Source organism: Streptomyces sp. cg36, from assembly GCF_041080675.1.
Lineage (GTDB): Bacteria > Actinomycetota > Actinomycetes > Streptomycetales > Streptomycetaceae > Streptomyces.
This window is the reverse complement of sequence record NZ_CP163520.1, coordinates 1802772-1820368: the sequence shown is the minus strand read 5'-3', so window position 1 is coordinate 1820368 and position 17597 is coordinate 1802772. Positions and strand designations below refer to the sequence as shown.

Genomic DNA, 17597 nt, shown 5'->3' with positions numbered 1-17597 from the left:
GGGCGCACCCGTCTGCCGCGCGCGTTCCGCCCGGTGCCCGCCCAGCGCCTGCCCTTGCGCCTCCGCCCGCGCGCCGACGCCCGGCAGGCACGCCGGCAGGCTCTCAGGCGGGGCGGTGCAGCACCGCCAGGCTGCGGCCCACCAGGGTGACCCGCTCGCCCGCCGTCACCTTGGCGCCCTCGCCGGGCGGCGCGCCCGCCGGGAGGCCCGTGTCGACCACCACCTGCCACTGCCGGCCGTGGTTGACCGGCACCAGGAAGTCGATGGTCTCCGCGCTCGCGTTGAACATCAGCAGGAACGAGTCGTCCGCGATGCGCTCGCCGCGCGGGCCGGGCTCGGAGATCGCGTTGCCGTTCAGGAAGACCGAGAGGGCCTTGGCGCTCGACGACTGCCAGTCCCGCTCGGCCATCTCCCCGCCCTCGGGCGTGAACCAGGCGATGTCCGACAGCTCGTCGTGCGTGCCCTGGACGGGCCTGCCGTGGAAGAAGCGGCGGCGCCGGAAGACCGGGTGGTCGCGCCGCAGCCACACCATCGTGCGGGTGAACGCGAGCAGGGTGCCCTCCGGGTCGCTGCCCGGGTCCGGCCACTTCACCCAGGTCAGCTCGCTGTCCTGGCAGTAGGTGTTGTTGTTGCCCCGCTGGGTGCGGGCGAACTCGTCGCCGTGGCTGAGCATGGGCACGCCCTGCGACAGCATCAGGGTGGCGATGAAGTTGCGCATCTGGCGCTCGCGCAGCTCCAGCACCTCCGCGTCGTCGGTGTCGCCCTCGGCGCCGCAGTTCCAGGAGCGGTTGTGGCTCTCGCCGTCCCGGTTGCCCTCCTTGTTGGCCTCGTTGTGCTTGTCGTTGTACGAGACGAGGTCGTGCAGGGTGAAGCCGTCGTGGCAGGTGTGGAAGTTGATGGAGGCCAGCGGGCGCCGGCCGTCGTCCTGGTAGAGGTCGGAGGAGCCGGTCAGGCGCCCGGCGAACTCGGCCAGCGTGCGCGGCTCGCCCCGCCACAGGTCCCGTACGGTGTCGCGGTACTTGCCGTTCCACTCGGTCCACAGGGGCGGGAAGTTGCCCACCTGGTAGCCGCCCTCGCCGACGTCCCAGGGCTCCGCGATCAGCTTCACCTGGCTCACCACCGGGTCCTGCTGCACCAGGTCGAAGAAGGACGACAGCCGGTCCACGTCGTGGAACTGCCGGGCCAGCGTGGCCGCCAGGTCGAAGCGGAAGCCGTCCACGTGCATCTCGGTGACCCAGTACCGCAGCGAGTCCATGATCAGCTGGAGGACGTGCGGCGAGCGCATCAGGAGCGAGTTCCCGGTGCCGGTGGTGTCCTCGTAGTAGCGCGGGTCGTCGGCGAGCCGGTAGTACTGCGCGTTGTCCAGGCCGCGGAAGGAGAGCGTGGGGCCCAGGTGGTTGCCCTCGGCCGTGTGGTTGTAGACCACGTCCAGGATGACCTCGATCCCGGCCTCGTGCAGCGCCCGTACCGCCTGCTTGAACTCCAGCACCTGCTGGCCGCGGTCGCCCCAGGAGGCGAAGGCGTTGTGGGGGGCGAAGAACCCGATGGTGTTGTAGCCCCAGTAGTTGGACATCCCCTCGTCCGCCAGCCGGTGGTCGTTGACGAACTGGTGCACCGGCATCAGCTCCAGCGCGGTCACGCCCAGCTCCGTCAGATGGCCGATGACGGCGGGGTGCGCCAGCGCCGCGTAGGTGCCGCGCATCTCCGGCGGCAGCTCCGGATGGAGCATCGTCAGGCCCTTCACATGGGCCTCGTAGAGCACCGTGCGGTGGTACTCGGTGCGCGGCGGGCGGTCGTCGCCCCAGTCGAAGTACGGGTTGACCACCACCGACGTCATGGTGTGCGGCGCCGAGTCCATGTCGTTGCGGGCCTCGGGCCGGTCGAAGTGGTAGCCGTACACCGCCTCGCCCCAGTCGACGCTCCCGCTGATCGCGCGCGCGTAGGGGTCCAGGAGCAGCTTCGCCGAGTTGCACCGGTGCCCGTTCTGCGGCTCGTACGGGCCGTGCACGCGGAAGCCGTAGCGCTGGCCCGGCATCACTCCGGGCAGATAGGCGTGGCGCACGAACGCGTCGGTCTCGCGCAGCTCCACCGCCGTCTCCGAACCGTCGTCGTGCAGGAGGCACAACTCGATCCGGCGGGCGGCCTCCGAGAAGACCGCGAAATTGGTCCCGGCGCCGTCGTACGTGGCGCCGAGCGGGTACGCCTGTCCCGGCCACACCTGCATGGGCAAGACTCTTCCACTTCTGATCCGTGTGCTGCGGGGCACTTGAAGCAGATCCTCCCGGAAAAGAGGCGCGTCCCCTAGGACGCCGGAGCGCTCCGGAGGGTGATCCGAACGGCAGTTACCCATGTCGCGGGGGCGGTATCCGGGGGGATCCGGACGGCCTGGGCGACGGGATCCGGCCATCGGCCGACGATGACCGGGGCCCCTGGGCGGCCGGAACAGCTATGAATCCGCTCACTCCCCCCGAAGGGGCCGTACGGAACCGGTCCCGTCAACAAGGGAGTTGGGAAACCAGCCTGTCCATCCGGCTGCACCGCCTCCTGCTCCCGGAGTACTCTTCCTTGATCGTTGGAGGGGGACCGGAAGGCGGTGCGCGGGTGAGCTCGGGAGGGCTGGAGCTGCCCCCTGGTGACTCGGGTCACGAGGGGGAATCCGGCGACATCCCGCCCGGAGCGGTCTCGCTGGCCCGTCCGGTGGAGATCGGGGCGGAGCTGGACTGGGGCGCGGACGCCTGGAGCGAGGTGCGTACGCGCGCGCAGCGGGCCGGCCGGGCCTACATCTGGCTGAACCTGGTGGAGCAGCGGCTGCGGGCCGTGGTGGCCGCCGTGCTGCGCCCCATCTACGAGCCGGTCCACGGCGACGACTGGGTGGTCGCGGCGGCGGGTCCGGCCGGGCAGGAGTGGGTGCAGCGGGCCGTCGCCGTGCGCGAGGTCTCGCGCCGCAAGGGGTACCTGCTGGACCCCGCCGACGACAACGTCCTCAGCTTCCTCACGCTGCCGCAGCTGCGCGAGCTGATGGTGCAGCACTGGCCGTGCTTCGAGCCGTACGTGGACGACCGGCGCGACGTGGAACTCGCCCTGGACGAGCTGGAGGTCGCGCGCAACGTGGTCTCCCGCAACCGCGCGCTCAACGAGGCGGTGCTGGCCCAGGCCGAGCGGGCCTCGGCGCGGCTCCTCGACGTACTGGGCGGCGGCGCGGGGGCGCCCGCCGCGCACCGGCTGCCCATCGACGCCGTCGAGGACCTGGTGGGCGACCGGTACGCGGACGTGGTCTCGGTCCACTCCGACCGGGTGCGGCTCCAGCGCCAGCTGCCCGCCGAGGACCTGTTCAGCAACGCGCGGCGGCTCGACGCGATAGGCATCGGCCTCAATCTGCTGGTGCAGAACTACTCGGGCCGCCGGCTGGTGCGGCTCGCCGAGTCGGGCTGCCGGGTGCGGCTGCTCTTCCTCAACCCGGCGAGCAGCGCGGTCAAGCGGCGCGAGCGCGAACTGGGCCTGAAGAAGGGCGAGCTGAGCCGGTCGGTCGAGATGAACATCCTGCACATGCGGCGGGTGCGGGCGCGGCTGCGCGATCCGGGGGCCTTCGAGATCCAGGTCTTCGACGAGACCCCGCGCTTCACGGCGTACCTGGTCGACGGGGACGGCACGGACGGGCTCGCGGTCGTCCAGTCGTACTTGCGCAGGGCGCGCGGGATGGAAGCGCCGGTGCTGGTGCTGCGCGGGGGCGCGCGGCGGGGTGTCGTACGCCCCGACCACGACGATGAGAACGGACTTTTCCAGACATATCGCGAGGAATTCGAGTCGGTGTGGGCCGACTCGCGGCCCGTCTCCTGACCGGTCGCCGGGCGGCCCGGGACCCGTTGTCAGTGGTGCGTGCGAGGCTGGTCGTCAACTGGGGGAGAGCACCACAAGGGAGGGCCAAGATGGGGTGGCACCGAGCACCGCTGGTCGGATTCGACCTGGAGACGACCGGGACGGACCCGCTGGAGGCGCGGATCGTGACGGCCGCGGTCGTCGGCGTCCGCGACGGCGAGCCGGTCCGCACGCGGAACTGGCTGGCGGACCCCGGCATCCGGATCCCGGCCCAGGCGTCGGCGATCCACGGCATCAGCACCGAGCGGGCGGCTTCGGAGGGCCGCCCGGTGCGCGAGGTCGCCGACGAGATAGCGGAGACCCTCACGGGCTACTGGGCCCAGGGCGTCCCGGTCGTCGCCTACAACGCGGCCTTCGACCTCTCGCTGCTCGCCGCCGAGCTCCGACGGCACGGCCTGCCCTCGCTCACCGAGCGGATGGGCGGAGCGGCGGCGGGCCCGGTCGTCGACCCGTACACGATCGACCGCGCCGTCGACCGCTACCGCAAGGGCAAGCGGACCCTGGAAGCGGTCTGCGTGGAGTACGGAGTGGTGCTCGACGGCGCCCACGAGGCGGGCGCGGACGCGCTGGCGGCGGTCCGGGTGGCGGTGGCCATAGCCGACCGCCACCCGCAGGTGGCCCGGCTGCTCCCGGAGGACCTCCACACGCGCCAGATCGAGTGGTACGCGCAGTGGGCCGCCGACTTCCAGCGCTTCCTGCGCGGCAAGGGCACACCGGACGCGACGGTCGACCCGGCCTGGCCCATACGGGAGCCGGCGGCGGCCCGGAGCTAGGGCCCGTCCGGCGGGTCTTGTCCGGGACACGGGGTGCTCACCGGCACCGCACGGCACGGCCACTTCGACGACGACCGGATCCGCCGGCCTGGCCCCGGTCGGCCGGGCGCCGGTCGGCCGGGCGCCGCCGGGAAGCGCATGGCGGGGCGGGCGTGGTCGGCGCGGCCACCGGCCGGGGTCCCGGCAGCCGCGGGCCACGCGGTCAGAAGGGGTACCAGCGGACCTCGGGATCCCCGTCCCGCAGCGAGGCCACCCGGCGGCGGAACTCGTCGAGCGCCTTCGGGTTGGCCGGTGCGTGCTGGGCGACCCAGGCACAGCTGGCCGTCTCCCGGGCGCCGCGCAGCACCGCGCACCCGTCCCACTCCCGCACGTCCCATCCGTACGCGTCGGTGAACGTGTCGTACTGCTCGGCGGGCAGCCCGTAGCGGTCCCGGGAGAGGGCCATGACCACGAGGTCGTGCTCCCGGAAGTCGGCGGAGAAGGTCTCCAGGTCGACCAGGACCGGCCCCTCGGGCCCGACGTGGACGTTGCGCGGCAGCGCGTCGCCGTGGATCGGGCCCGGCGGCAGATGCGGGGTGAGCGCGGCGGCGGCCTCGGCGAAGCCGTCCCGGCGGGCGCGCAGGAAGGCGGCGTCGGCGGGGTCGATCGCGTCCCCGGCCAGCCGCAGCCAGCGCTCCACCCCGCCCAGCAGCTCGCGCGGCGCCAGCGCGAACGGCGGGGCGGGCAGGGCGTGGACGAGCCGCAGCACCTCGGCGAGGTCGCCGGGACCGGCGGGGCGGACGCTTTCGGGCAGCCGGTGCCAGACCGTCACCGGGTGGCCGTCCACCAGCCGGGGCGCGGGCACGGCCGCCCGCACCGCCGGGACACCGGCCCCGGCCAGCCACCCGGCGATGGCCACCTCGCGTTCGGCGCGGGTCAGGAGCTCGGGGTGCTCGGTGGCGTCACGGCCGACCTTGACCACCAGATCGCCGACGGCGAAGACGGCGTTCTCGCCGAGGGCGAGCAGCTCGGCGCGGGCGGTGCCCGGGGCCCCGGCCGCGGTCCGCGCCCCGGCGCCGGTCCCTTCGGCGTACCCCGCCGAGGTCAGTACCTCGCGCGCCCGTGCCTCGTCCACTGTTCGCTCCCGGTGATCGTCGCGTGCCGGTCAAGTCTCGCATTTTCGCAGGTCGTCTTGGTGAGGGGCAGGTCGTCTTGACGAACGGACGGACCGTCAGCACGATGACGGGGGTCATTCGGCAATCCTGGCAAAGGGGTTGAAAATGACATTGACGACCGCGAGGGCGCGGTCGGGCAGGCGGTTCGGAGGCGGCTCCGGCGGGCGGCCCGACGGCGTGACCGGCGGCCGGGCCGGTCCGCCCGCGGACCGCGGCGCCTGGCTCCTGGTCCTGCCCGCGCTGATCCCGATCCTCCTGCTGAGCGTCGGACCGCTGCTCTACGGCATCGCCCTGGCCTTCACCGACTCCCAGGCGGGCCGCACCGCGCCCACCCGGTGGACCGGGCTGCTCAACTTCCGGGACCTGCTGCACGACACCCTCTTCTGGGAGTCGTTCCGGATCGGCCTGCTCTGGGCGGTCGGGGTGACCGTGCCCCAGTTCCTGCTCGCCCTCGGCCTCGCGCTGCTGCTCAACCAGGACCTGCGGCTGCGCTGGCTGGCCCGGGCGCTCGCGATCGTGCCGTGGGCGATGCCCGAGGTGGTCGTCGGCATCATGTGGCGGCTCGTCTACCACCCGGACGCGGGCATGCTCAACGAGACGATCCGGGACGTCGGGCTCGGGGACGGCCGGGACTGGCTGACCGGACTGGGCAGCGCCCTGCCCGCCGTGATCGTCGTCGGGGTCTGGGCGGGCCTGCCGCAGACGACGGTGGCGCTGCTCGCCGGCCTCCAGAACACCCCGCACGAACTCCACGAGGCCGCCGCGATGGACGGGGCCGGGGCCTGGCGCCGGTTCCGCGCGGTGACCTGGCCCGCGCTCAGACCCGTCGCGCTCGCGATCACCGCGCTCAACTTCATCTGGAACTTCAACGCGTTCGCCCTGGTCTACGTGCTGACCAACGGAGGGCCGGGCGGGCGGACCCGGCTGCCCATGCTGTTCGCGTACGAAGAGGCGTTCCGCTACGGCCAGTTCGGCTACGCGGCGGCGATGGGGTGCGTGATGGTCGCGGTGGTCTCGGTGTTCCTGGCGTTCCACCTGGTGGCCCGGCTGCGCGGGGGTGAGGACGGATGAGGTCCCGTACCGGCCCGGTCGGCCGCGCCGGGCAGTATCTGGCGCTGCTCGGCTATCTGGTCTTCCTGGCGTTCCCGTTCCTGTGGCTGGTCTCCACCGCCTTCAAACCGGCGCGCGAACTGGGCTCGCTCCATCCGACCTGGCTCCCCAGGCACCCCACCCTCGACAACTTCCGGCAGGCGTTCGACGAGCAGCCGCTGCTGCGGGCCGGGCTCAACAGCCTGCTCGCCGCGGTCTCGGCGGCCCTGATCGCGGTGCTCGTCGCCACCCCTCTGGCCTATGCGATCGCGCGGCGCAAGGGGCGGCTGGCGACGGCGGCGACCGGCTGGGTGGTCGTCAGCCAAGCGTTCCCGTTCGTGCTCGTCGTCATCCCGCTGTTCCTGGTCCTCAAGGACCTCCATCTGATCGACTCGCTGGCGGGACTGGTGCTGGTGTACGTGGTGTGGGCGCTGCCCTTCGCGCTGTGGATGCTGATCGGGTACGTCCGGGCGGTGCCCCGCGAGCTGGAGGAGGCCGCGGCCGTCGACGGGGCCGGGCGGCTGCGCACCCTGGTGTCGGTGACCGCGCCGCTGCTCGCCCCCGGGCTGGTGGCCACCTGGCTCTTCGCCTTCATCACCGCGTGGAACGAATTCTTCTTCGCGCTCGTTCTGCTGAAGACACCGCAGAAACAGACCCTGCCGGTCGTCCTCACGCACTTCCTCGGCGCGGAGGGGGCCGCCGACCTCGGCCCGCTGGCGGCAGCCGCCTTCCTCGCCACCCTGCCCTCGCTCGCCGTGTTCGCCGTCATCCAGCGGCGGATCACCGGCGGGATGCTCGCCGGGGCGGTGAAGAGCTGATGGGCGGGCGCCGGTCGGCCCCCGCCCCGAGACCGGCCGCGGCGGTGGCGGTGTGGGCGCTGCTGCTCGCCCTCCTGTCGGGCTGCTCGGGCGGCGGCTCGGCGGCTGATGGGATCGTCACGCTCAGATTCCAGTCGCTGGCCTGGCAGAAGGAGTCCGTGGCGGCCACCAAGGAGCTGGTGAAGGAGTGGAACAGAACCCATCCCGCAGTGCGGGTCCAGTACGTACAGGGCAGTTGGGACACCGTCCACGACCAGCTGCTCACCGCCTTCGAGGGCGGCGAGGCGCCCGATGTCATCCATGACGCCACCGACGACCTCGCCGACTTCGCCCACGGCGGCGATCTCGCCGATCTGCGCGCGCTGCTGCCCGCCGCGCTGAAGGCGGACATCCCGGCGCGGAGCTGGCGGACGGCGACGTTCGGCGCGGGGGTGTACGGGGTGCCGTTCCTCCAGGAGCCGAGGGTCCTGATCGCCAACTCCCGGCTCCTCAAGGCGTCGGGGGTGCGGATACCGACGCCCGAACGGCCCTGGAGCTGGCCGGAGTTCCGGGAGGTCACCAAGAAGCTGACGGCGAAGGGGAGGTACGGAATCGGCTGGCCGCTGCGGGAGCCGGTCTCGCTCACGCTCAACCTGGGGCTCTCGGCGGGCGGAGAGCTGTTCCACCGAGGGGCGGACGGCACGGTGCGGCTGGCGTTCGACGCGGGCGACGCCGTCGTTCCGGAGACCGTCCACGACCAGGTGAACGCCGACCGGAGCGCGGCGCGCACCACCCTGGGCATGGGCGGGTCCGACACGCTCCCGGGATTCTTCGGCGGCCGGTACGCGATGGTCCCGCTGGGCTTCTCCTACCGGCAGCAGATCGTCCAGCAGGCGCCCAAGGGGTTCGAGTGGACCGTGCTGCCCGCCCCGGCCGGGAGCGCGGGACTCGACCAGGGCGTCAGCCCGCAGACCCTGTCGATCGCCCGGGACAGCGCGCACAAGAGGGAGGCGGCCGAGTTCATCGCCTTCCTGCTGCGCCCGCCCAACATGGTCCGCCTCGCCGAGGGCGACTGGATGCTGCCGACCGGGACGGGCGCGCTCAAGGACCCGGCCCTGCGCACCGCGCGGTACGGCTGGGCGACCGGGGCCGCACTGGCGCGGGAGCTGCGGCCGGCGCCCGCGCAGTCCGTGCGGGGGTACCCGGAGTGGAAGGACAAGGTGGCGACCCCCGCGTACCAGGAGTACTACAGCGGTGCGATCGGCCTGGACGAGCTGCGCCACCGGCTGGTGGGGGAGGGGAACCGGGTGCTGGTCCGGTACCAGCGCTGAGCGGCGGGAAGGGGGAGCGGGCGAACCAGCGGGGGCCCGGAGATCAGTGATCTCCGGGCCCCCGCCTCTTACTCCCGTCCCCGACGGGTCCGTGGCACGGCGGTCAGACGTGGAGCGCCCGGTCGCGGTCGCCGTCGCCGTGGTGCGGGGCGGCGGTGGGGTGCGCGACGGCCGCGGCCGACTCGTCGTGGGTCATGTCGGGGAGCCAGCGCAGCCACTTCGGCAGGTACCAGTTGCGCTCGTCGAGCAGGGCCATCACGGCCGGGAGCAGCACGCCGCGGATGACGGTGGCGTCGATCAGGACGGCGGTGGCCAGGCCCACGCCCATCTGCTTCATGGACTGCATCGACAGCGTTCCGAAGATGGCGAACACCGCGACCATGATGACCGCCGCGCTCGTCACGACACCGGCCGTGGTCACCACGCCGTGCTGGATCGCGTCGCGGGTCGAGCGGCCCTGGAGGCGGGCCTCCCGGATCCGCGAGACCACGAACACGTGGTAGTCCATCGAGAGGCCGAACAGGATCACGAACAGGAACAGCGGCAGCCAGGAGACGATCGCGCCGACGCCCGCGGCGCCCACCAGCGAGGCGCCCCAGCCGTGCTGGAAGACGGCGGTCAGTACGCCGTAAGCGGCGCCCACCGAGAGCAGGTTGAGGACGATCGCGGTGATCGCGATGGTCAGCGAGCGGAAGCAGAGCAGCATCAGCAGGAAGGCGAAGACCACCACGAAGGCGAAGACCGGGGTCACCGCGCCGACGATCCGGGCGTTGAAGTCCTTGGAGCCGGCGACCTGACCGGTGATCGGCGCGTCGAGACCGCTCACCTTGCCCAGCGTGTCCGGCCGGATGTGGTCGCGCAGCAGGTCGAGGCTCTTCTCCGCCTTCTTCTGGTCGGAGCCGCCGATCAGCGGCACGTCGACGACCGCCACGTTCTCGGCGCTGTGCAGAGTGACCTTGATCGGGCCGTCCGAGGCGCCCCGGCTGATCGCCTGCGTACGGAAGTCGGTGATGGCCTGCTTCACCTGCGGCGCGTTGATGTCGGTCGCCTTGATGACGACGTTGGCGGGGCTGGCGCCGCCGGGGAAGGTCTGGTTGACGCGGTCGTAGGTGCCGACGATGGGCAGTGAGTCGCCGAACTCCTGGTCCAGCGTGAGGTTCTGGGTGTGCATGCCGACGGCGGGCAGGGCTATCGCGATGAGCGCGCCCGCCGCGATCACGAGTGCGGCCTTGGGGCGGCGCAGTACGGCGCCGAGGACGGCGCGCCAGACGCGGCTCTCGCCGCCGCGGTTGCGCTTGCCGCGCTTGACGCGGTTGAGGAACGGCAGCCGCCCCTTCTCGACGCGCTCGCCGAGCAGCGAGAGCAGCGCGGGCAGCACGGTCACCGAGCCGACCATGGCGACCGCGACGACCATCAGGGACGCCAGGCCCATCGCCTCGAACTCGGCGAGCCCGGTGAAGAGCATGCCCGCCATGGCCACGCAGACGGTGACGCCGGAGACGATGATGGCCCGGCCGCTGGTGGCGGCGGCGATGCGCAGGGCGGTCTGGGCGTCGCGCCCGGCCTCGCGCTCCTCGCGTTCGCGGCGCAGGTAGAACAGGCAGTAGTCGACGCCGACGGCGAGACCGACCAGCAGCATCACGGAGTTGGCGGTGTCGCTCATCGCCTGGACGTGGCTGACGATGGCCATCAGGCCCATGGTCGCGATGATCGCGGTGAGGGCGAGCGCCACCGGCAGCAGGGCGGCGACGAGGGCGCCGAACGCGATCAGCAGGATGCCGAGGGCGACGGGGACCGCGGAGTACTCCGCCTTCTTGAAGTCGTCGCCGAAGGCGTCCTTGAAGGTCTTGCCCATGCTGGCGCTGCCGATCTCCTCGATCCGCAGCCCCTTGTGCTCCGCCTGCACCTTCTTCACCGCGTCGAGCACCGGGGCGATCCGGTCGGGCGCGGTGTCGGAGTCGCCGCGCACGTCGAACTGGATGAGCGCGCTGCGGCCGTCCCGGGAAAGGGTCTTGGCGGTGTACGGCGAGGTGACCTTGGTGACCTCGCCGGTGCCGTCGACCGCCTTGATCACATCGTTCACCGCGGACCGGAAGGCCGGGTCGGTCGCCTTGGTCGAGCCGTCGGTGGCCTGGACGAAGACGGTCTCGCCCGCGGGCTCCTTGAGTCCGGCGTCGTCGATGATCTGCTGGGCCCGGCCGACCTCGCCGGGCAGGGCGCCGTCCTTGACGTCGATGCGGCCGGCCGCCGAGCCGATGCCCATGGCCAGGACGACGAACAGGACCCAGATCACCACCGCCGCCCAGCGGTGCCGGGCGCTCCACCCGCCGGCCCGCGCGGCGACACCGCGCACCCTTGCGACCCCATTGACCATGACGAGCGGCTCCCCTGGAAAGCGGTGGCGGCCCGGCGCCGCCATCCCGAGTACGACGCTAGGGGCTGGATCAAGCCGTCTCCTCGTGCTCGCCGGTGAACCGGGGCTCCGGTATCTACTCCCTGCGATGTGGGGGCATCCCCTACAAGTTGGATTCAAGCCCCTTACACGTAAAGCCGATTGATCGGGAAGCCGCGCCCTCGGGTCGTTACGGCGCATCCACCAAGCCTGCACAGAAGCCCGGTTGACCAGGCGTGGCCGGATTTTTATTAGACAACCTTGTTGCATAAGTCACAGCTGCGTGGAGCCCTTGATCTGCGCCCGTCAATCAGCAAGGGTCTTGGACCAGCCCCGGAAGCTTTGCGTCCGGTCGCTCAACCCCCCACAAAAACCGACGAGGAGACCCCTCTTCATGGCAACTCACAAGCGCAAAAGCCGCCTTAAGCTCACCGCCGCGATAACCGCTGTCGCGGCCGCGGCCGGAGTCACCGTCATGACGTCCTCGCTCGCCGGCGCCGCGCCGGCCGAGGGCACGGTCTACGGGCTGGACGCCAAGGGAGCCATCGACGGCAGCTACATCGTCCTCATGGACGAGAAGGCGTCCGCGGACGCCAAGCGCAAGCTCGCCGACGAGTACGGCGGCACGCTCCAGCGCGACTACAGCTCGGCCGTCAACGGCTTCTCGGCCAGCGGGCTCTCGGAGTCGGAGGCCAAGCACCTGGCCGCGGACCCGGCCGTCGGCAAGGTCGTGCAGAACAAGAAGTTCCACATCGAGGCCAGCCAGGCCAACCCGCCGTCGTGGGGGCTGGACCGCATCGACCAGGCCGACACCGCCGGTGACGGCAAGTACACCTACCCGGACAGCGCGGGCGAGGGCGTCACCGCGTACGTCATCGACACCGGTGTGCGCATCAGCCACAAGGACTTCGGCGGCCGGGCCTCCTACGGCTTCGACGCGGTGGACAACGACAACAGCGCCGACGACGGCAACGGCCACGGCACGCACGTGGCGGGCACCATCGCCGGAACCGCGCACGGCGTCGCCAAGAAGGCCAAGATCGTGGCCGTGCGGGTGCTCGACAACCAGGGCTCCGGCAGCACCGACCAGGTCGTCGCGGGCATCGACTGGGTGACCAAGAACCACAAGGGCCCCTCGGTGGCCAACATGAGCCTCGGCGGCGGGGCCGACCCGGCGCTCGACGCGGCCGTGCAGAAGGCGATCGCCTCCGGCGTCACCTTCGGCGTGGCGGCGGGCAACGAGTCCACCGACGCCGGTCAGGGCTCGCCGTCCCGGGTGAAGGAGGCGATCACCGTGGCCTCCTCGACCAAGGACGACCAGCAGTCCGACTTCTCCAACTACGGCTCGGTGGTGGACCTCTACGCCCCCGGCTCGGACATCACCTCCGACTGGAACACGGACGACAGCGCCACCAAGACGATCTCGGGCACCTCCATGGCGACCCCGCACGTCGTCGGCGCCGCGGCCGTCTACCTCGCGGGCCACAAGGACGCCACCCCGGCCCAGGTCTCGGACGCGCTCACCGGCGGAGCCACCGCCGACAAGATCTCCAACCCGGGCGCGGGCACCCCGAACAAGCTGCTGAAGATCGTCGAGTAGCCCCACCCCCACCGGTGTGACCGGCGGCTCCCGTGCCATCCCCCACGAGGCACGGGAGCCGTCCTAGGGTGTGCGCATGACGACGACGTACGCCGCTCTGCTGCGCGGGATCAATGTGGGCGGCGCCAAGAAGGTGCCGATGGCCGAGTTGCGGACGCTCCTCACCGACCTCGGCCACGGCGCCGTACGGACCCATCTCAACAGCGGCAACGCCGTGTTCGCCAGTGAGTCGGACGACCCGGACGCGCTCGCGGCCGATCTGGAGCGGGCGATCGAGGCGCACTTCGGCTTCTCCGTGGCCTGCATGGTGCGGGACGGCGCCTATCTGCGGGCCGTCGCCGACGCCTGCCCCTTCCCGGCCGACCAGCTGGAGGGCAAGCAGCTGCACGCCACCTTCTTCTCCGCGCCGGTGACGGCCGCGCGGTTCGCCGGGATCGGGGCAGAGGGGTTCCTGCCCGAGGAGTTCCGGCTGGGCGACCGGGTCCTGTACCTGTACGCGCCGGACGGGCTCGGCAGGTCCAAACTGGCCGAGGCGCTGTCGCGGCCCGCCGTCCTCAAGGGCGTCGACGCCACCTCGCGCAACTGGAACACGGTCAAGGCCCTGGTGGAGCTGGTCGGAGCGTGACGGGAGCCGGGCGGGGCGCGCGTCCGGGAGGCGGGTGAGGCCAGGAGCGCGGGCGGGTCCGGGGGCGGGCGTGCGCCTCCGTACCGCCGAACGGAAAGTGGCCCAGTCGAGCGATGCGCGAGTGGCCCGCACACTGGTGCCAATCCACCGCTACCTTCGTCCTATGGACACCACCGAGCCCACCGGCCCCACCACTGTCGACTTCTACTTCGACCCCGCCTGCCCCTTCGCCTGGATCACCTCGCGCTGGATGCTGGAGGTCGAGCGCCACCGCGACATCGAGCTCCGCTTCCGGGTGATGAGCCTGTACCTGCACAACACCGGCAACGAACTGCCGGACTGGTACCGGACGCTGGTCGACAACTCGATCCGGCCGGTCCGGGTGGCCGTCGCCGCCGCGCAGGCCCACGGCGAGGAGGTGCTGCGCGACCTCTACACCGCGTACGGCACCCGCATACACCAGCAGAAGAACGACGACTTCGACGCGGTCATCGCCGAGTCGCTGGCCGAGCTCGGCCTGCCCGCCGAGCTCGCGAAGGCCGCGCACGACCCGGCGTACGACGAGGCCGTGCGCCGCAGCCACGACGCGGGCAAGGACCCGGAGGCGGACGGCTACGTCGGCACCCCGACGATGCACCTGGACGGGACCGTCTACTTCGGCCCGGTGCTGCGCTCCATTCCGCGCGGCGAGGAGGCCGCACGCCTGTTCGACAGCGTGCGCGTGATCGCCGGGCACCCCGACTTCTTCGAGCTGAAGCGGACCCGCACGGGCGGCCTGAACTTCGACTGACCGCCCCGCACCGGCCGGCTGCCCCCGGCCGGTGGCCACACCGGCAGGGTCCTGGGGCCGGGGGCGGGCTCTCAGTGCTCGCCCCGCCAGGCCCCGTCCCGCTGGGCCCGGCGCACCGCCGGGCCGACCGCCAGTCCGGCCGCCGCGAACAGCCCGGCCAGCACCGCCCAGCCCGCGAAGCCGTGGCCCACCGCCGTCACCGTCACCAGGGCCGGGCCCGCCATCAGGGCCACCGCCGCACCCGAACCGAAGACGCCCTGGTAGACGCCGTGGGCGCGGGAGTCGGCGAGTTCGTAGGCCAGCGTCCAGCCGCCCGCCGACGACAGGACCTCGGCGAACACCTGGACCACCGAGCCCGCCACCAGCACCAGCACCGCCCACAGCGGCGAGAGCCCGGCGGACAGCGCGAAGACCACGCACGCCGCCGCGAGCAGCAGTCCGGCCCGGCCCATCGCCCGTACCGCGCCCGGCAGATCGCGGGCGCCCCGGGTGGCGCGCACCTGGAGCAGGGCCACCAGCACACAGTTGACGATCATCAGCAGCGCCACCGACCAGCGCGGGGCGTCGGTGTTCTCCACGATCCACAGCGGCATGCCGACCTCCAGCAGGCTGAACTGGAGGACCATCACCGCGTTCAGCACGGTCACCGCCAGGAACGGCAGGTCCCGCACCGCGCGCCAGCGGCTCTCGGCGGGGGTGTCCGAGGGGCTCCCGGCGGCGCGCGCGGCGGCGGCCTCGTTCAGCGGCAGGGCCCGCACCAGCACGGCGGCCACCGCGTACGTCGCCGCGTTGAAGAGGATCAGGGCGAGATAGGCGCCCCGGGTGTCGGCCTGGAGCGCCAGCGCGCCGATCGCGCCGCCCGCGCCCATGGCCACGTTGGTGACCATCCGGAGGTACGCGCGCGCCTCCACCCGGGTCGCGGCGGGCAGCACATCGGCGAACAGCGCGCCCTTCACGCCCGCGCCGCCCTGGTTGAGCACCGCGAAGCAGACGGCCGCGACGAGGAAGCCCGCGTAGCCGTCGACGAACGAGTACGCGGCCATCGCCCCGGCGCAGCCCAGCCACAGCACGGCCAGGACCCGGCGGCTGCCCCAGCGGTCGGAGGCGCGCCCGGCCGGGATGCCCGCCCCGACCCCGAACAGCCCGGCGATCGTGAGCCCGAAACCGACCTGGGTGACGCCGACCCCGCACACACGGGTGAAGTAGAGGACGCTGAGCGGGAAGAAGAGGCCGTTGCCGAAGGAGTTGAGGAGCGTCATCACGGAGAGGCGGCGAAGCACCGGCTCGACCGGGACGAAACCGGCCTTCACCGTGGTGGGAGCGGGTGTCTTGGTGCTGGGGGGCTTTGTGCTGGCGGTCATGCCCGCCACTCAACCCGTTGTGTACACGCCATGGGCAATCATTTAGTGTGCGGCTAAAGGCGGGGTGCACGGGGGAAGCGGGGGCCGTCGGTGATCGAGTTCAGGTTCGGCGTGGGCGATCTCGCCAGCACGTCGTTCGCGTACTCACCGTTGCAGGAGACGGTGTTCTCGCTGTGGGCCTGGTGGGACGACGCCCGCTTCGGCCATCAGCGGCCCTGGCTGCGGCGGCTGCGACCGCTCTACGAGAGCCAGGACACCGAGCTCTTCCAAGCCCTGGTCGCCCCGCACGGCTTCATCCCCGACTTCCTCACCCCGCGGCCCCGGCGGGTGCGGCCCTCGTTCGCCGAGCAGTCGGCGCAACTGCGGGCCACACCGGTCGAGTTGATCGCCCCCGACTTCCGGCGCACCTTCGGCCCGGGAGCGCCGCTGCCGCCGGTCGTGGAGCAGGGCCTCGCGGATCCGGCCGCCCTGCTGGAGCGCATCGCCGACGCCTTCGAGCGGTACTGGCAGGAGTGCCTGGCCCCCGACTGGTGGCCCCGCGCCCGCGCGGTCCTGGAGGCCGACCTCGCCCACCAGTCGCGGGTGCTGGCCGAGCGCGGCGCCGCCGGGCTCTTCGCCGACCTCGACAAACGGCTCACCTGGCGGCCCGGGGTGCTGCGGCTGCGCCACCCCACCGCCGACCGCTGGCCCACCGCCGACGTCCAGGTGGCGGGCCGGGGCATGCTGCTGATGCCCACCACGTTCGCGCGCGGCGCCATGACCAGCGTCGACACCACCTTGCCGCCGGTCCTCAACTACCCGGCGCACGGCCGGGGCACGCTCGGCGAGACCGCGCCGCCGGTCACCGACCGCGCCCTGGTCCGGCTCCTCGGGGCCGCCCGGGCACGGCTGCTCGCGCTGCTGGCCGAGCCCGCCACCACCACCGAGCTGGCCCGCCGCCTGGGCGTCACGCCGGGCGCGGTCAGCCAGCACCTGTCGGTCCTCTACGACGCGGGCCTGCTCTCGCGGGCCCGGCGGGGACGCGGCGTCGAGTACGCGCGGACCGGCCTGGCCGAGCAGCTCTTCAGGCGCTGAGCGCGGCCGGGCCGCCGGCCCCCGCGCGGGCCTGCCCGTACCGCTGGAGCAGCAGCCGGGCCAGCTCGGGGGACGGGCCGAGGACGTCGGCCAGCACATCGGCGTCGGCGGCGCCGCGCGCGATCCGGTCCGGCAGGAAGCCGGGGGCGACGACGTACGGGGCGACGGCCACCCGCCGCACCCCGGACGCGCGCAGCTCCCGTACCGCGTCCTCGGTACGGGGCAGAGCGGCGGAGGCGAACGCAGGCCGCACGGCGCACCAACCGGTGTGCCGCAGCTCCCGCGCCATGTCTGCGATCGCTGCGATCGCCTCCGGGTCGGTGGAGCCCGCCGAGGCCAGGACGAGCCCGGTCGTGCTCCTGTCGGCGTCCGTCAGCCCGGCCTCCCGCAGCCGCCGTCCGACCGCCGCCAGCAGCAGCGGCGACGGGCCGAGCACGGCGGCCCGGCGGACGCGCAGCCGGGGCGGCGCCTGGGCGAGGACGGCGGGGATGTCCGCCTTGGCGTGGAAGGCCCGGGTGAGCAGCAGCGGCAGCGCCACCACGTCCCGTACGCCCTCGAAGGCGAGGCGCTCCAGGACCCCCGGCACGGCCGGGGCGTTGAAGTCCAGGAACCCGGTCTCCACCCGCAGCCCCGGCTCCAGCGACCGCACGCGCCGCACCAGGGCGTGCACGGTCTCCGCGTGCCGCGGATCGCGGCTGCCGTGGGCGACGACGAGGAGGACGGGACCGGACACGG

The 17597-nt window shown here is 72.6% G+C and carries 14 protein-coding genes; 9 read left to right on the top strand and 5 right to left on the bottom strand.

The window, feature by feature from the left end; genetic code table 11:
* Positions 1 to 103 precede the first annotated feature (103 nt).
* The gene (gene glgX / locus AB5J87_RS08110) at positions 104 to 2224 is read right to left on the bottom strand and encodes a glycogen debranching protein GlgX (RefSeq protein WP_369375536.1); all 2121 of its coding nucleotides are present in this window, start codon (positions 2222 to 2224) and stop codon (positions 104 to 106) included.
* A 377-nt stretch (positions 2225 to 2601) separates the two neighbouring features.
* Between glgX and AB5J87_RS08105 the strand changes: the two genes are divergently transcribed.
* Together AB5J87_RS08105 and AB5J87_RS08100 are read left to right on the top strand one after the other, a co-directional pair.
* Positions 2602 to 3837, top strand: coding sequence for an SAV2148 family HEPN domain-containing protein (locus AB5J87_RS08105; RefSeq protein ID WP_369375534.1), 1236 nt, complete (start codon positions 2602 to 2604; stop codon positions 3835 to 3837).
* Positions 3838 to 3926: 89 nt separating this feature from the next.
* A complete protein-coding gene (locus tag AB5J87_RS08100; RefSeq protein WP_369375532.1) occupies positions 3927 to 4649 on the top strand; it encodes a 3'-5' exonuclease in 723 nt (240 codons plus the stop codon).
* Positions 4650 to 4851: 202 nt separating this feature from the next.
* Here AB5J87_RS08100 and AB5J87_RS08095 read toward each other — a convergent pair whose 3' ends face one another.
* The gene (locus tag AB5J87_RS08095; protein WP_369375530.1) at positions 4852 to 5763 is read right to left on the bottom strand and encodes a phosphotransferase enzyme family protein; all 912 of its coding nucleotides are present in this window, start codon (positions 5761 to 5763) and stop codon (positions 4852 to 4854) included.
* A gap of 145 nt (positions 5764 to 5908) precedes the next feature.
* On the opposite strand from AB5J87_RS08095, the gene AB5J87_RS08090 reads away from it, so the two are divergent.
* Genes AB5J87_RS08090 through AB5J87_RS08080 form a run of 3 tightly spaced genes read left to right on the top strand, consistent with a single transcriptional unit; the run spans position 5909 to position 9020 of the window.
* Positions 5909 to 6874: a carbohydrate ABC transporter permease gene (locus tag AB5J87_RS08090; RefSeq protein WP_369375528.1), complete on the top strand. Its 966-nt coding sequence runs from the start codon at positions 5909 to 5911 to the stop codon at positions 6872 to 6874.
* Positions 6871 to 7710: a carbohydrate ABC transporter permease gene (locus tag AB5J87_RS08085; RefSeq protein ID WP_369375526.1), complete on the top strand. Its 840-nt coding sequence runs from the start codon at positions 6871 to 6873 to the stop codon at positions 7708 to 7710. The genes AB5J87_RS08090 and AB5J87_RS08085 overlap by 4 nt, the downstream gene beginning before the upstream one ends.
* Positions 7710 to 9020 (top strand): ABC transporter substrate-binding protein, encoded by a 1311-nt coding sequence (locus tag AB5J87_RS08080; RefSeq protein WP_369375524.1) that lies wholly within the window; start codon positions 7710 to 7712, stop codon positions 9018 to 9020. Before AB5J87_RS08085 ends, AB5J87_RS08080 begins: the two co-directional genes overlap by 1 nt.
* Before the next feature lie 103 nt (positions 9021 to 9123).
* Here AB5J87_RS08080 and AB5J87_RS08075 read toward each other — a convergent pair whose 3' ends face one another.
* On the bottom strand, positions 9124 to 11394 hold the full coding sequence (locus AB5J87_RS08075) for an MMPL family transporter (RefSeq protein ID WP_369375522.1): 2271 nt from the start codon (positions 11392 to 11394) through the stop codon (positions 9124 to 9126).
* Between the two features lie 412 nt (positions 11395 to 11806).
* Here AB5J87_RS08075 and AB5J87_RS08070 point away from each other — a divergent pair, with 412 nt between their 5' ends.
* The 3 genes from AB5J87_RS08070 to AB5J87_RS08060 all read left to right on the top strand — a co-directional run bounded on the left by AB5J87_RS08070 (position 11807) and on the right by AB5J87_RS08060 (position 14427).
* On the top strand, positions 11807 to 13012 hold the full coding sequence (locus AB5J87_RS08070; RefSeq protein ID WP_369375520.1) for a S8 family serine peptidase: 1206 nt from the start codon (positions 11807 to 11809) through the stop codon (positions 13010 to 13012).
* A 76-nt stretch (positions 13013 to 13088) separates the two neighbouring features.
* Entirely contained in the window at positions 13089 to 13637 is a 549-nt protein-coding gene (locus AB5J87_RS08065; RefSeq protein WP_369375518.1) for a DUF1697 domain-containing protein, read from the top strand.
* Between the two features lie 163 nt (positions 13638 to 13800).
* Positions 13801 to 14427 carry a DsbA family protein gene (locus AB5J87_RS08060; RefSeq protein WP_369375516.1) on the top strand — a complete coding sequence of 209 codons (627 nt, stop codon included), beginning with the start codon at positions 13801 to 13803 and terminating at the stop codon, positions 14425 to 14427.
* A gap of 71 nt (positions 14428 to 14498) precedes the next feature.
* Here AB5J87_RS08060 and AB5J87_RS08055 read toward each other — a convergent pair whose 3' ends face one another.
* Positions 14499 to 15788, bottom strand: coding sequence for an MFS transporter (locus AB5J87_RS08055; protein WP_369375514.1), 1290 nt, complete (start codon positions 15786 to 15788; stop codon positions 14499 to 14501).
* A 90-nt stretch (positions 15789 to 15878) separates the two neighbouring features.
* On the opposite strand from AB5J87_RS08055, the gene AB5J87_RS08050 reads away from it, so the two are divergent.
* Positions 15879 to 16862 (top strand): DUF5937 family protein, encoded by a 984-nt coding sequence (locus tag AB5J87_RS08050; RefSeq protein ID WP_369375512.1) that lies wholly within the window; start codon positions 15879 to 15881, stop codon positions 16860 to 16862.
* Here the strand turns inward: AB5J87_RS08050 and AB5J87_RS08045 are convergent.
* Positions 16852 to 17595 carry a sirohydrochlorin chelatase gene (locus AB5J87_RS08045; protein WP_369375510.1) on the bottom strand — a complete coding sequence of 248 codons (744 nt, stop codon included), beginning with the start codon at positions 17593 to 17595 and terminating at the stop codon, positions 16852 to 16854. The genes AB5J87_RS08050 and AB5J87_RS08045 overlap by 11 nt on opposite strands.
* Between the last annotated feature and the right edge of the window lie 2 nt (positions 17596 to 17597).